Below are 15,044 nucleotides of genomic sequence, written 5' to 3' on the forward strand. Positions count from 1 at the left end.
TGTTTTATTGTTTTAATTTAACTGGTCGAGATAAATGAGAGAATGTTAATTGAGCCATTTTCCATGTATTATTTTCCAAAACATACACTTCGGTTACCATAAAAGGATTCGTAACCACGTTGCCCCCTACCTGCGCGACCAAATCGATATCGCTTAATAAAATGGCGGTATTCCCGTAGAATTTCACATTCGTAGAATAGACCTCTGCTTGTTTATACCAAATAAAACCGGCTTTGATGATATCCACTTCACGCGCTTTCCCCCAAGTTCCTCCCATGTGAACAAACTCGCACTTTTCATCAAACAGTGCGGCTAATTTATCGACATCTTTGTTGGCCATCCACTGCCACTTATCTTTCGATAATTGCTTGATCGTTTCTTCTGAATTCGTTTGTGCGAAAGCGCTGTTAAGTGTCAAGAGCATAAAGCTCAAGAATAATACGATTGATTTCATAGGTTATTTTTTTACGAAACAAATTTCAAACTTAATGCATTGAAAGTAAGTAGATAAATTCAGGGATTTTCTACCATTTTTACGGATTAGGAATGTTCGAAGTTTGCATCTATTTGATAATTGGTAAATTCGTTTTTAAAATTCGTGGCCATGGAACTGAATTACCCTATCAACAATATCGCAAAGTACAATACGGATAATAATCATAAGACATTACACCCATTGGCGTCTGTTATTGATTACTCCCTAGCGAACATACGGGAATGGGGCGATGCAGATACCATCCGATTTCAATATGGACTATATAGCGTTATTCTAAAGGATGTCCAATGTGGCGACATTCGGTACGGTCGGCATACTTATGATTACCAAGCTGGAACTTTAATCTTTTTCGCTCCGGGTCAGGTGGCGGAAATTCAAAATACAAAGATTCCCTACCAACCGATGGGACATGGATTAATTTTCCATCCTGACTTGTTGATAGGAACAAGTTTGGGTCGAAATATGTCCCAGTATAAATTCTTCAATTACGAATCTCACGAAGCATTACACTTATCCGATGATGAGCGCCAAATGATATTGGACTGTTTTGCAAAGATCGAATTCGAGCTCAAGCAACCCATCGACAAGCATTCGAAGAAGTTGATTGTCTCAAACATCGAATTGTTTTTGGGTTATTGCCAAAGGTTCTACGACCGCCAATTCATCACGCGGGAACATGTCAACAAGGGCATTTTAGAACGCTTTGAAACCTTATTGAACAACTATTTTGAATCCGATCAGGCGCAAGTTTACGGCATTCCATCCGTTCGTTATTTCGCGAATGAGCTGCATTTATCGGCCAATTATTTTGGGGATTTGATCAAAAAAGAAACCGGTTTAACCGCGAAGGATTACATCCAAAACAAGACCATCGACGTGGCGAAAAACCGCGTATTCGAATCGGATAAAACGATCAATGAAATTGCATTTGAAATGGGCTTCAAATACCCACAACATTTCACGCGCTTGTTCAAGCAACGTGTGGGACAGACGCCTAATGAGTTTAGGTCGTTGAATTAGTTCTTGTTTTACTTTGATAGTATTAAAGTAAAATACCGTAATTCTTATTTTACTTTGGTGGCACTAAAGTAAAATAACAGTCTAGTCTATCTCTTTAATAAACTTCGCCGGCACCCCACCCACAATCGTATTACTCGGCACGTCTTTCGTCACCACGGCACCCGCAGCTACAATCGAGTTTTCGCCTACCGTAACGCCAGGTAAAATAATGGCGCCTGCTCCCAGCCACACATTTTTTCCAATGTGAATCGATTTCAAATCTAGGCTCTTGCGATTGCCCGGATCCACCGGATGATTTTCGGTCACTAATTTCACTTGCGGCCCTATCAAGACATCGTCTTCAATCGTGATACCGCCTAAGTCCAAAAACGAACAGCCATGGTTGATGAACACGTTCTTCCCGATTGTCGTATGCTTTCCAAAATTGGTTGAAAAAGGAGCTAAAACGGTTGTGGATGAATCAATACTTTGGCCTAAAATTTCAGACAAAATCGCACGAATCTCCTCCACATTGCCTGAAGCATTCAGCTTAGCAGAAAGCACAATCGTTTGATTCACGATCTCCCAAACCTCCGCCCATTGTGGATCCGTGTGCGGAATGATTCCGCCAGCACGCATGCGTTCGAAAATGTTCATATACTCATAAAAAAAGCCATCCTCTCAGATGGCTTTTCATTTATTTTTCTACCGTAATCAATCCCGGAATCTCGACCAATTCGTTGGCCTCCGCGGCGTAATCGACACCATCGATTCCGAATCCAAATAGATTTAAGAAATCCGATTTATATCCGTTCAAATCGCCGATACCCGGCAAGTTTTCTGTCGTAGCGCCTTTCCATAATTCGGCCACTTCTTTTTGAACGGCTTCATCCATTTCCCAATCGTCGATGCGGATACGTCCTTTCTCGTCAACCGGAATTGTACCGTTTGTATACAGTCGTGCGCTGAAAAGGCGTTGGATTTGCTCAATGCAACCCTCATGCGTTCCTTTGGCCTTCATGATTTTATACAACAAGGAGATATACAATGGAATCACCGGAATCGCTGAACTTGCTTGCGTTACTAAGGCTTTATTCACCGAAACAAATGCTTTACCACCAATATTCGCTAAGCCTTCCGTAATTTTGAAAGCCGTAGATTCCAAATGGTCTTTCGCCATTCCGATCGTTCCTTTACGGTAAACCGGCTCAGTTACTTTTGGCCCAATGTATGAATAAGCAACGGTCATCGCACCATCCGCTAAAACACCTGCGTTTAATAAGGCATCCATCCACATCTGCCAATCTTCCCCGCCCATCACTGCAACGGTGTTTTCAATATCTTCGTCGTTACATGGGGTAATCGTTACTTCCGAAACGATACCTGTATGGAAATCAACCGTCTTGTCCGAGAATGTATCGCCGATAGGCTTCAAAACCGAACGGTGCAACACGCCCGAAACAGGATGTTGACGAACTGGAGAAGCTAAACTGTAGATCACTAAATCTATTTGGCCTAAATCCGCCTTGATTAAGTCAATTGTTTGAGATTTCACTTCGTTCGAGAAAGCATCGCCGTTAATACTTTTCGCATAAAGACCCGCTCTGCCTGCCGCTGCTTCGAAAGCAAGGCTATTATAATATCCTGGAGAGGCTGTTTTGCCTGCTGCAGGTGCTTTTTCAAAGAAAACGCCAATCGTCGCAGCATCCGATCCGAATGCACTCGTGATACGAGAGGCTAAACCAAAACCCGTCGAGGCTCCGATCACAAGCACTTTTTTCGCCCCGGCAATTTTGCCTTGGGACTTCACGTAGTCAATTTGATTTAAGACGTTTTGTTCACATCCTTTCGGGTGAGAAGTCAAACAGATAAACCCTCTCATTCTAGGTTCAATAATCATAGTGCTCGAATTTTGTTTGTGCAAATATAGTTAAAGCAAGTATATTTGCCTCAACAGTAACCGTTTTCATACCGTAAGATCTGAAAGCGGTTCATTTTTTTACCAAAACTAGTAAGTTACATGGCCTTCATTACCGTATCAACCACAATCAACGCTCCACTAAATACCGTATGGGAGAAATGGACGCAACCAGCACATATCCAAAACTGGAATTTTGCTTCTCCAGATTGGCATTGTCCAAAAGCGTCGACCGACTTACAAGTTGGCGGTGAATTTCATTACGAGATGGCAGCCAAAGACGGCTCGATGAGCTTTGATTTTTGGGGCACCTATCTTGAAATTAATCCCGAGCAATCGCTTCACATCTTCATTGGGGATGGCCGCAACATGCAGGTTACTTTCGAAACCACCGAAGCAGGAACAAAAGTAACCGAACATTTTGAGCCGGAAAATCAAAACCCGGAAGATATGCAGCAAGCCGGCTGGCAAATGATTTTGGACAACTTCAAAAGCTACGTCGAAAGCGCTACTTCCTAGGATTCAAAATCAAACTTACGCGCTCCAAACAATCATCCAGGTGGTAGCGAACTTCTTTGTCTGCATACTTGCGTTTCGCTAAAGCTAAACTTGCTTGCAATGCCTTCAACTCGCCGCGAACAATGGAACGAACGTCCGACTGTGCTACGGGATACGTTTCGCGCGCGCCAAAAGCAGCAGGTGCGGGCGCCTGATCTGTCATCAAGGCTTTCAAGCGCTCGATGTAGGCTTTTTGTAGATTCCGACGATACTGATCGATGTTTTTACCAGTAGTTAATTCGCTCCAAATACCTCCGCGCAAATCTTGGAAAAGATCGATGGTCTTGTAGTTATTTGGCTTAGTCAAGCCACTATTATCCAAACGCGCAAAGGTCTCTAAACTTAACATGCGGTTCAACGGACTAACTTGAAGACTACGAATACGATCCGTATACCCCGCCATGTGATGCGTCACCACCTCTTTGTTGATTAACCAATCCACATTCGTAAATACATTCGAAATTAACCAGTTAACCGCCGCTTGTTGGCTTGCCTTAGGTACCGGATTGTAAGACGAAATACCCTGATTCGGTTTGGCATATTGCTCATATACCCCGCCCACCATCGTCGTCACATGGCCCACATAACGGGACCAAGAACCTAAAAGCTCATCATTTAATTCAATCAAATCTTCGTAATCATTCGTCTTTTTACTTGTCCAGTCGGCTAAATTTTTAGCCACATATTTTAAGTTCTTCACCGCATACGTACTCGCGCGAATGGGATCATTTCCCACATCCTCCGTTTGAGAACTTGGGTCAAATGTCGTCCCCTGATTACCAAAGCGGAATCTCGAATCGCCAGCTTTGGCCTCAATCCACTTATCTAACGTAGGCACTTCATCTTCCGGACGAACCGCATCCGGCAAAACCCGATAGCCCCAATTCACCGCATAATTATCATACGGACCCATTTGTCGGATGAAGCGAACGCCCTGATCCCCCGGCTGCGCGATGTAATTGAAACGAGCATAATCCATGATGCTGGCAGAAATACCTTCCTTATTTGTGAAGTCGGCTTTGCGGTAATTCTCCACCTCATACGAGCTACTCGCCCCCATGTTATGTGGGAAACCCAGCGCATGTCCCACCTCGTGCGAAATCACCATTTCCATCATTTCGCCGATGTCCTCTTCGCGGGTATCGAGCGTACGGGCATTCGGATTAGCCGCACCTGTTTCCAATAAAAAGCGATTCCGGTACGAACGCAAATGGTTATGGTACCAAATGATATCACTCTCAATAATCTCTCCAGAACGCGGATCACTCACGCTTGGACCCATCGCATTTCGTGTCGTACTCGCAACATAGCGAATCACCGAATAACGGATGTCTTCCGGTGAAAAATCCGGATCCTCTGCTGCGGTAGGAGCATCCTTGCAAATGATCGCATTTTTAAAACCTGCAGCTTCGAAGGCTTTTTGCCAATTCTCTACCCCTTTTTTCATGTGCTTCCGCAATTTGACAGGAGTCGCAGGATCTAAATAATAGACAATGGGTTTGATGGGTTCTACCAATTCCCCACGCTTATACGCTGCCATATCTTTCGGCTCCAAACGCCAGCGCTGGATATACGTTTTCTGATCGGATTTCAATTCCTCACTCGAATAATCATATTGTCTTTGCGTGAAATAACCGACACGCTGATCGAATAAACGCGGTTTCATGGGCTTCTCCGGCAATAAAATCATCGACTGATTCATCTGCATGCTAATCGTTTCCGTATAAGCCGTTGCGGATGGTTTCGAAGCGTTGTAGGTGAAATCTTGCAAAACCTCAATGTTTAATGGGAACGATTTTACCGAGCGAATAAAACTACGGCTCGCATCTAAATTTCTGACTTTATGCGTCTCCCGCAAGGAAGCATCCAAACCGCTCATGGCCGGGATGTCACTGCTATAAAACTTGGTCACGTCGATGACCACATGACTTGAATCTTTGCTATAGGTTTCGATATCGAACATATACAATGTAGGCTCATAATTATTAGCCTTCACCGATAGGCTAATTGGCAAGGAATCAGCTGCCACCGCAGCATATGATTTTATCTTGATCAAGATCTTTTCCTGAAATTTCTCCCAAACGATTAATTGCTCATGGGACGACGTTCCTGCATTGACATAGCCTCCGCCTAAACCATTCGGGATTTTGGCGATTTGGCTGACTAATAACATGTCTTTGCCTAAGTGTTTCTTGGGGATTTCGAAATAGAATTTATCGCCTATTTGGTGGGTCGTGAATAAGCCTTTTTTTGATTTTGCTTCCTTCGTGATGACCTGATCATAGGATTTTGACTTGGTCACCGGTCTCTTTGCTGCAGTAGAATCAGCAGGTTTTACGGAAACATTCGCGGGCACTTTAGGTATTTGCGCCAAGCTTAACAAAGATACCGCGACAAATCCGCAGCTAAGGAGTAACGTTTTTTTCATGAATCTTCTTTCCATTTTGACCAAATTAATGAATTATTCTTTTATTCTTCGCTTGACTTGTCTGGCACGACACCTCGTAGGATTACAATAATCTTCTATATTTGCGAGCGAAATCATGCTCATATGTCCACTCCCCCATCGCAACAAATCTTCATCAACCTTCCGGTTGCTAACCTCCAACAATCCCAACTATTTTATGAGGCATTAGGTTTTAGGGGTAACCCAACTTTCACCGGGGAAGATCAAAAATGCATGGTTTGGAGCGATCAAATTTTTGTGATGTTGCAGTCCCATACTTTTTCATATAAGCATGCCCAAAAATCCATCGCTGATTTTCAGCGGGTCACAGGACCCTCATTTACCTTACCGCTGGAAAGTGTTGAGCAAGTAAATCTGCTTACGGAAAAAGGCTTAAACGCAGGCGGATCAACATCCATTCCCATGGTCGATGAAGGATTTATGCAGGTGCGCACCATCGAGGATCCGGATGGATATTCGTGGGGGCTCATGTACCTCGATATACAGAAATTCAACTCGAGAAATTAATGCATCTTGCCCTTTTCCGTGATTAAGGCGTACGCCTCCGCCCATGTTGGGATGCTCTCCGACTCATACCCATAGGTAGGCCCCGTCGCTATTTGCTTAAATGCTTTCATCGCCTTTAGATGTGCCCCACTTCGTAAATACGTTAACATGAGTTCACGGCTTTCCCAAGCGGTTATTGTGCATTGATATTCATGTACTTTTTTTACGTCACAATGCAAATTTCCTTCGGCTGTTTGCGCCTGGCGAAAGGCAGGAATGGCCAATAACCAAAAACGAAGATAGGCGAAGAAGCCTTTGGGTTTTAAACCCGTGAGTGATATATACATATTTTACATTCAAAAAAAGGAGCTATTGCGAACAATAGCTCCTTTAATGCGTTGGTTTACCAGTTGATTGGCCCCTTGCCCAAATACTTCTCGGCAATCGGCATGTAATAAGATTTTAATTCCTCGTAAACAGGAACGACAGGTGATTTGGTATATAAATCGTATTTGTTGAAATCATGAATCCATTCCAAATATTGCTCGTCTTTGGCCGTCATAAATTGACGGTAACTACCTCCCGAATGCCATGGATAAAACGAGTGATAACGAATCATCGCCATCCCCGCTTCGGGAATTTTATTATCAGCATGATTTGTCAACACTTGGTATAAATACTCATCGTGCCCCCAAGCCAAATGTAAATTATCCAAACCACAACCCGCTTCATAAACACCTAACTCGGTATTGTAGCGACTGTCTTGCATATCGGGATTTAAGGCATTGAATTCGGGATAAACACATGAGTCAGGAAGAGCGCAACCAACGACAAACACGTCACCTACCAATCCCCATTGTTCAGCCTGTGAGGTTCCATCCTCATCCGCACCGAACAGGTACATTGCTTTTCCTAAATCGTGGATTAAACCTACCAACTGCATCCAATCCGGTCGGCCTTCCGCGCGTAATCCTTCGGCAGATTGCAATAAGTGAATGATGTTTGGGAGGTTCAAATCGGGATCAGAAACGTCAACTAAAACATTCAAGCGCTCCATCATTTCCCATAAATCCATGGGGCGTTCGAAGGTCAAATACTTTTTCTTCATGCGTAACACATACTCGTAAGTCTGGCGTGAACGCATTTTCCGGTAGTGTTCCTTGACGGCAGCCGTAATATCACCTTGATCGTAATTACGAAATTCTGCTTTTTCTTTTGTTGTCGTTTCCATGATTCAAATTAATAAAATACCGTATAAAGGGCTGCTACTATGCCCATAATTAAAATCGAAATAATGGCAAATTGGCTGCTGACGGTGAAGTCGGCGCGTTCCACAGCTAAGCCTTTCGGATTATCAACACTGGACCGGTCTGCCAAAGAAATCAAAACCATCAAGGCCACCAATATCACATATACCCACGAGGTTACATGTAAAAATGGAATCGGATTTCCGCCGATAAATGTATGCAAATTCTTGAATAAAACCACGAGCGGAATGGAGGCCACCGCGGCGACAATGGCAGCGGTAGAAGTCGTCCGTTTCCAAAACAATCCCAACGAGAACAAAGCAAATGCGCCAGGAGTTAGGTAGTTGGAATATTCTTGGATGAATTGATAGGCTTGCTCTAACTGGCGTAATTGCGGCGCAATCAGTAACGCGATACCGAAGGAAACCCAAATTGCAATGCGGCCGACCCAAACGGTTTGAGCTTCTGAGGCATTTGGATTTAGTGATTTCTTGTAAATGTCTAGGCTAAAAATTGTCGAGATGCTGTTACTTTTCCCTGCCAAAGAAGCCACGATGGCTGCTGTTAAGGCTGCAAATGAAAGACCTTTTAGGCCCGCCGGTAAAAGATTCATGAGCGTTGGGTAAGAATGGTCGGGCTTGATGATTCCGTCAATCGCCATTTCGTTTTGGAAGGCTCCGTTTTGGTATAAGACATACATCGCGATGCCAGGAATTACACAAATCAAGGGCATCAATAATTTCAAGAAAGCCGCAAACAAAATCCCGGAACGCGCCGTGGGCAAGTCGGCCCCCAACGTCCGCTGCACAATGTATTGATTACATCCCCAATAATTCAGGTTATTAATCCACATCCCCCCAAACAAAATCGCAAAGCCGGGAAGTGCGTCGTAGTATTTATCTCCCTCCGAAAAAATCATGTGAAAATGGTCGTCGGCCTGTGTGCGTAATTCCAACAATCCTCCAAAAACGCCACCGCTGTGAAAGCGATCAGAAACCATATCCAAGGCCAAATACGTCACCACCAAGCCCCCAATAATCAACACGATTACTTGGATAAAATCCGTGTAACCGATTACCTTCATGCCACCCAAGGTTATAAAAATAGCAAAAATCGCGAGGCCCAACATCGCATACAAAAAGGGAATCGAGGTAATGCTTTCAATCGCCAAGGCACCTAAATACAGAATGGACGTCAAGTTCACAAATACATATAGCAACAACCAAAAAACAGCCATAATCGTTGCCACGGTATTGTTATACCGCTGCGACAAAAATTGGGGCATCGTGTAAATCTTGTTCTTCAAGAAAATGGGCACGAAGAAAACGGCGACGATGACGAGGGCAGCTGCCGACATCCATTCGTAGGATGAGATGGCTAAACCGATGGCAAAACCAGAGCCCGACATCCCGATGAAATGCTCGGCTGAAATGTTCGAGGCGAGCAGCGAAGCCCCGATCGCCCACCAAGTCAAGGAGCCCTCTGCGAGAAAAAAGTCTTTGGTCGAAATTTCCGCCTTCTTTTTTCGCTGGTAGACCCAGTAGCCATAGCTCGTAACCGAAACGAAATAGAGGAGAAATACGACGTAGTCGAGGGATTGTAATTCTTTCATGGCAATGCAATAGGTTTGAAGCAAAAAGCTTTTTGTTTTTCAAACCTACTGAAAATCAAGTAATTTAAGGCGATGAATTATCTTTCGCGCGCAATTTTACTGGTATATACACTCCTACTAATCAAGTTTGTTGTTTTTAAAGATATGGACATGATCCTCGTCGGCCACATGCGATTCTATTTTGGCGGAACTCAAACTGGTGCGGCTAATTGGATTCCCTTTAAAACCATCGCTGAATATTTTAATGGAGAGAGGGGGCTCTTGATAAGCGGATTAAATTTGGCAGGGAACTTGGTTTTGCTATTTCCAATTGGGTTTTTGCTGCCTAATTGCTTTGCTAACCTATTAGGCCGAAAAGTGATTCTCTACATCGCACTCATCATCAGCTTGGGCATTGAAACGATACAAGCTTTGTCCAATATTGGAATATTCGATGTAGACGATGTACTCCTAAATGGGATTGGGCTCTTGGGGGGATTTGGTGCATATCGGTTGATTCCGCGCAAATGGGTCAATCCATCAACCATCGCATTCGCGCTCTTGTTATCGTTGGGACTATTATTTTATATCACAAACAGCGCCCCCATTTCCAATAGGTAATCTATTCTTTTAGGAGTTTAAACGATTCAAAGGTTTCGTTTTCTGCTTTTAATTGCAAGCCATAAATCCCCGCGGGAAGCTGGCTAACGTCCAAGGTTTGATTGCCCTGAATGGCTTGGTGAAAAATGATTTTACCCCTTATATCAATCAGCCGTAAAAACCTCTCGCCCGCTCCGTGAACATGTAGCACATCGTGAAATGGATTTGGAAATACGGCGTTCACAAATTTAGGCTCCTCTACGCCCAGCGGCACCTCTTGAATAACCTCATCCACTTGAATGGCATTAATCTGAACGGTGGCTAACGCGGTACCCATGTCAAAAACCATGCGGGCATTCGCATCATAGGGTTCCCCCATGGTGAAGACGAAAACGAACTCCTTTTCATTGGGCTCAATCGACAAGTTATTATAGGAACTATAAGCATTGTAGGGACTTGATGAACGGCCCAAATAGGACGTTATGGAAATGGGTTTATCGGCTTGGGCTTTAATTTTTACCACGTAACGCTTTTTATAACTAAGCAGAAATCCAGACCTTGTGAGTTGGATATGCCATCCGGTTCCTGTCACTTTACTCAAGACAACCTGCAAACCCTGAGGAACGGTGGCCAGATTTGCACTCGCACCTGAATTTAAATTGACATTCCAACCGGCTTGGCCATTTAAAGAGAACAGATTTTTCGTAGGCAATACCTTCGCAGCGGGCATTGGGTTTTTCAATAAGGCCTCCACCAAAAGCGTTTTGTAGGTATTTGTTAGCGGGTTATAGATGCCAAATCCAGCGGAATATTCCCAATAGGCCCAACTGGCACCTTGGGCTTCGAGCCAACGGGCGATGAAAGTCGTCCACCGCGCCCGAGAATCTATGTCGGCGAGTTCATAACTCCCAAATTCCCCCACATGCAGCGGCATATTATGTTGTTTTGCCCATTGAATGACATAATCAAAATCGGCGATAATTTGATCGCGTTCCCAGGCCAAATCTTCCCATTTTGTTCCAATGTATTTGTCTTTGTTGCCGGCCCAGTCTGCCCCTTGGTGGGTGAAATTAAAGGGGCTGTAATAGTGCACGCTGAGGATTAAGTTGGAATCTTTGGGCGGATTGAGGTCCCGAACTCCGGCAGGCCCCCCGTAGGATGCGGTGCCCAAAAGCACCTTGCGGTAGGGATTCGTTTTTCGGATTTCTGCCAAAGCCTCCGCAAAGTAGGTGTTCCACAATTCGGGTGTCAGCGCATCGTGCGGCTCATTCAATACCTCGAAATATAGGTGATTATCATAGCCTTTAAAATAGGCAGCTATTTGCTGCCATTGGCTAATAAAACGGGCTTTAGACGCGGCGGGATTGGTAAACAATTCCTCGTGATGATGCATGTTGATGATCACATACAAATGCTTGCTTATCGCCAAATCAACGACCGATTTAATCCGGGCCAAAAACTGGGGATTGATGGTGTAAGGCGGGGTGAGTTGCGTCCTTTCCGCAACATCCCACCGGATGGGCACACGAACGTGTTGGAATCCAAGATCTGCAATTTGGCCGATGTACGCTTCTTTGTATGGGTTCCCCCAAGCGGCCTCGGAAGGGGCTTCAAACATGTTGCCGAGGTTGATGCCCCGACCGAGGTTTTGGCCCGATAATGAAAACGAAAAACCAACTAGCAGCCAAAAAATACGCTTCCGGAAAATCCTAATAATCAGGGACATGTAAATCAATTTGTCCCTGAAGATGCGAGCAATTATCGAAATAATCAAATGAATAATTTCAAATCAAGCCGATGGACAAATTGCGCAATGGTTTCACGGGTGATTTCGGAAAAATGCTCCACCTTAAATAATATTGGTATTTGGCAAAAGCTTGCTAAAAATGTTTCCGTCGCGGGATTAGGCTCTCCATTTATCACGATACCTGCAATGGGAATTTTCCGGCGTTCCAGCGCTTCGATGGATAAAACCGTGTGATTAATACTTCCTAGGTAATTGCGTGAAACTAATATGACCGGAATTTGGAGTTGTTCAATGAGATCCACCATGAGCTCTTGATTATTCAATGGAACCAAGAGGCCTCCCGCACCCTCGACAATTAAATGATTCGAGGTTTGAGGAAGTTTAAAATCCGAAAGGTGGATTTGAACCCCATCCAACGCCGCAGATGCATGCGGAGAAAGCGGAGCATTTAAACGATACCTTTCTGGATGAAAGAACGTTTTCGGGTTAGAAATGAGCGATTGTACTTTCATCGTATCAGTCATGTGCAAATCCCCCGACTGGACCGGCTTCCAATAATCTGCTTGAAGGTATTCTGTCAAGATAGAAGACACGACAGTCTTCCCAATTTCGGTTCCTATTCCGGTGACAAAAAATTGCATAGGTTGTTTATCTAATTTTAGCATATTGTAATCTTTTACCTGTTTTTTCGGTCAGGAATTTCCTAGCTTGAAAACAAAGAATGCCACTTACGAAAGTTCGTTTGATTTCATGTTGGAAGGTTCTTCCTACCACAGGAGCCCATCCACATTTATAAAGAAGCGATTGAGTTTTTACTTCCCAGGGAGCTGATGAAGCAACTTCCACCAAGTCTGCAAAATACCCTTCTCGGATGTAACCCCGGTCGACCATTTTATAGCAGTCGGCAACACGGTGACTCGTTTTATCAACCAAAGTCGTAAGCGCTAATTCCCCACGATCCACGAGTTCAAAAAGCATCAACAAAGCATGCTGGACCATAGGAGCGCCTGATTTGATTTGCATGTAATTTCCTGATTTTTCCTCAAGACTATGCGGCGCATGGTCCGTGGCAATCATATCAATCCTTCCATCCTGTAACGCTTTCAGTAATTCTACGCGATCGGTTTCTGACTTAACCGATGGGTTCCACATGATTTTACTTCCTAAGTTAGGATAGTCGGCATCTGTAAAACATAGATGATGAATACACGCCTCTGCTGTTACCCGTTTTCCGGCGATTGGGCCTGGGCTAAATAATTTTGCTTCGGCTCCGGTCGAAATATGAAAAAAATGGAGTCGATTATTATGTTTTTTTTGAATGTCTAAGACCCTCCGAGTCGCTATCTCGCAAGCCTCAGACGTACGAATGGCTGGGTGGAAAGCGATGGGGATTTCGTCTCCGTACAGTTGTTGAAATCCACTTAAGTTTCTCCGGATAATAGCATCATCTTCGCTATGCAGGGCCACTAAGGTTTCCGCTCGGGAGAATAATTTTTCGAGGTATTCCGGATTATTCGCTAATATTTCTTGGTTCTCTAGGTAGAGCCCGTCGTCAGTTATTCCACAAACCGATTCATTATCTACACGAAGTGCTTCATCTAAATTTGAGGCCGTAACGCCCATGAAAAAAGAATAATTTGCCAATGATTTTTGGGCGGCCCATTGATATTTCTCTTCTAGTAATGCCCGAGTCAAGGTATTTGGGATGGTATTAGGCATATCCATAAAGGAGGTAATCCCCCCAGCGACAGCAGCTTTCGATTCACTGAAAATATCTGCTTTGTAGGTTAGCCCTGGATCTCGAAAATGGACTTGATCATCAATCATTCCTGGGATCAAATAATTCCCATTGAAATCGATAACCTGAGCATTCGCATCAGAAATCCAGGGAGCAATCCGCTCGATCCGCTCATCCGAAATGAGTACATCGGCTTGTATTATTTGCCCTTCATTGACAATAAGCGCATTTGTGATTAGGTGTTTTTTCATTTTGATGCGGCGCGGTCTAAGCGGTCGTTGATCGTGATTCCGAGGCCTTCCGCCGGAAGTCTTTCGACGATAATTAAATCAAGTCCCATGTGATCCAAGGAATGAAGTGCCGAAAACAGGTTTTTAGCGGCTTCATCTAGCGCACCTGAAGGGGCTAGCACTAGATTAACTTCGACGTGAATACTTTCAATTTGAACCGATTTGTACCAAAGTATTCCTACTTTTTTATGCTTGACCGCACTCAGCATAAACAACGGCTCATAGCTTACAATCAATTCGCAGGATGGTGCATAATGCTTTTTATGTTGGCCAGGAAGCGACGCTTTTTCGGATGCCGTTCGATTTAATATACGCCCCACTTGGGCCTCAATTTTCTCAATTGAAATTGCCCCATGCCGCAACAACAAAACCTCGTCATTCTCAAAGCCTACGATCGTTGATTCTACACCGGAATGACACGCTCCTCCGTCTAGGGTATAAATGGCAGGAAAATAGGCCTCTACATGTTCGGCTGTGGTTGGACTAATGCGGTTGAATGGATTTGCACTTGGGGCAACCAACGGAAAGTTCAATTGATTTAAGAGACTTAATGCCATCGGATGGTTTGGAATTCGAATCGCTACATTTTCCTGATCGGCAGTAACGAGGCCACTAACAATTTGACTTTTGGGTAGAATCATCGTCAAGGGGCCCGGCCAAAATTGCTTGGCTAAGAGGGTCGCCTTCTCCGGGAATCGCTTAACTAACGCGCGCGCTTGACTAATGGAAGCGACATGAACAATAAGCGGACTCGAATTGGGTCTATTTTTGGTCTTAAATATATCGGAAACGGCTTTCGTGTTGAATACATTTGCCGCCAAGCCATAAACGGTTTCCGTGGGTAATCCAATGAGTTTTCCTTGCGTGAGTTGTTCACGAATAATCGATAAGTTTTGGGTAATCATGT

The 15,044-nt window shown here is 44.1% G+C and carries 15 protein-coding genes; 4 read left to right on the forward strand and 11 right to left on the reverse strand.

What is annotated here, in order from left to right:
- Positions 1-4 precede the first annotated feature (4 nt).
- Positions 5-454, reverse strand: coding sequence for a nuclear transport factor 2 family protein (locus PQG45_RS09450; RefSeq protein WP_315574450.1), 450 nt, complete (start codon positions 452-454; stop codon positions 5-7).
- Positions 455-604: 150 nt separating this feature from the next.
- On the opposite strand from PQG45_RS09450, the gene PQG45_RS09455 reads away from it, so the two are divergent.
- Positions 605-1,516, forward strand: a complete 912-nt coding sequence (locus PQG45_RS09455; protein WP_316070758.1) for a helix-turn-helix domain-containing protein — start codon at positions 605-607, stop codon at positions 1,514-1,516.
- 81 nt (positions 1,517-1,597) lie between these two features.
- Here the strand turns inward: PQG45_RS09455 and PQG45_RS09460 are convergent, their stop codons facing one another.
- Together PQG45_RS09460 and fabV are read right to left on the reverse strand one after the other, a co-directional pair.
- Positions 1,598-2,152 carry a sugar O-acetyltransferase gene (locus PQG45_RS09460; protein WP_315574454.1) on the reverse strand — a complete coding sequence of 185 codons (555 nt, stop codon included), beginning with the start codon at positions 2,150-2,152 and terminating at the stop codon, positions 1,598-1,600.
- Between the two features lie 40 nt (positions 2,153-2,192).
- Positions 2,193-3,395, reverse strand: coding sequence for an enoyl-ACP reductase FabV (gene fabV, locus PQG45_RS09465; protein WP_315574456.1), 1,203 nt, complete (start codon positions 3,393-3,395; stop codon positions 2,193-2,195).
- A gap of 120 nt (positions 3,396-3,515) precedes the next feature.
- Between fabV and PQG45_RS09470 the strand changes: the two genes are divergently transcribed.
- Positions 3,516-3,932, forward strand: coding sequence for an SRPBCC domain-containing protein (locus PQG45_RS09470; protein WP_315574458.1), 417 nt, complete (start codon positions 3,516-3,518; stop codon positions 3,930-3,932).
- Here PQG45_RS09470 and PQG45_RS09475 read toward each other — a convergent pair.
- Positions 3,922-6,399, reverse strand: a complete 2,478-nt coding sequence (locus PQG45_RS09475) for a zinc-dependent metalloprotease (RefSeq protein ID WP_316070759.1) — start codon at positions 6,397-6,399, stop codon at positions 3,922-3,924. The genes PQG45_RS09470 and PQG45_RS09475 overlap by 11 nt on opposite strands.
- Before the next feature lie 123 nt (positions 6,400-6,522).
- On the opposite strand from PQG45_RS09475, the gene PQG45_RS09480 reads away from it, so the two are divergent.
- On the forward strand, positions 6,523-6,945 hold the full coding sequence (locus PQG45_RS09480) for a VOC family protein (RefSeq protein WP_316070760.1): 423 nt from the start codon (positions 6,523-6,525) through the stop codon (positions 6,943-6,945).
- Here PQG45_RS09480 and PQG45_RS09485 read toward each other — a convergent pair.
- The 3 genes from PQG45_RS09485 to PQG45_RS09495 are packed head-to-tail and all read right to left on the reverse strand — an operon-like array spanning position 6,942 to position 9,783.
- Entirely contained in the window at positions 6,942-7,271 is a 330-nt protein-coding gene (locus tag PQG45_RS09485; protein ID WP_316070761.1) for a hypothetical protein, read from the reverse strand. The two genes, PQG45_RS09480 and PQG45_RS09485, sit on opposite strands and share 4 nt — an antisense overlap.
- Before the next feature lie 56 nt (positions 7,272-7,327).
- Positions 7,328-8,155 carry an inositol oxygenase family protein gene (locus PQG45_RS09490; RefSeq protein WP_316070762.1) on the reverse strand — a complete coding sequence of 276 codons (828 nt, stop codon included), beginning with the start codon at positions 8,153-8,155 and terminating at the stop codon, positions 7,328-7,330.
- Positions 8,156-8,163: 8 nt separating this feature from the next.
- The gene (locus PQG45_RS09495) at positions 8,164-9,783 is read right to left on the reverse strand and encodes a sodium:solute symporter family transporter (protein WP_316070763.1); all 1,620 of its coding nucleotides are present in this window, start codon (positions 9,781-9,783) and stop codon (positions 8,164-8,166) included.
- 72 nt (positions 9,784-9,855) lie between these two features.
- Between PQG45_RS09495 and PQG45_RS09500 the strand changes: the two genes are divergently transcribed.
- Positions 9,856-10,383, forward strand: a complete 528-nt coding sequence (locus PQG45_RS09500) for a VanZ family protein (protein WP_315574469.1) — start codon at positions 9,856-9,858, stop codon at positions 10,381-10,383.
- A gap of 1 nt (position 10,384) precedes the next feature.
- Here the strand turns inward: PQG45_RS09500 and PQG45_RS09505 are convergent, their stop codons facing one another.
- From PQG45_RS09505 to PQG45_RS09520, 4 genes are read right to left on the reverse strand one after another with little or no spacing between them, the layout of a single operon-like run.
- Positions 10,385-12,088 (reverse strand): cellulase family glycosylhydrolase, encoded by a 1,704-nt coding sequence (locus tag PQG45_RS09505; RefSeq protein WP_316070764.1) that lies wholly within the window; start codon positions 12,086-12,088, stop codon positions 10,385-10,387.
- 44 nt (positions 12,089-12,132) lie between these two features.
- A complete protein-coding gene (bioD, locus tag PQG45_RS09510; RefSeq protein WP_316070765.1) occupies positions 12,133-12,750 on the reverse strand; it encodes a dethiobiotin synthase in 618 nt (205 codons plus the stop codon).
- Positions 12,751-12,757: 7 nt separating this feature from the next.
- A complete protein-coding gene (locus tag PQG45_RS09515) occupies positions 12,758-14,098 on the reverse strand; it encodes a dihydroorotase (RefSeq protein WP_315574475.1) in 1,341 nt (446 codons plus the stop codon).
- Entirely contained in the window at positions 14,095-15,042 is a 948-nt protein-coding gene (locus PQG45_RS09520) for an L-threonylcarbamoyladenylate synthase (protein WP_315574477.1), read from the reverse strand. The genes PQG45_RS09515 and PQG45_RS09520 overlap by 4 nt, the downstream gene beginning before the upstream one ends.
- Positions 15,043-15,044 lie beyond the last annotated feature (2 nt).

Source organism: Aquirufa regiilacus (assembly GCF_032470275.1).
In the GTDB taxonomy this organism is placed as follows: domain Bacteria; phylum Bacteroidota; class Bacteroidia; order Cytophagales; family Spirosomataceae; genus Aquirufa; species Aquirufa regiilacus.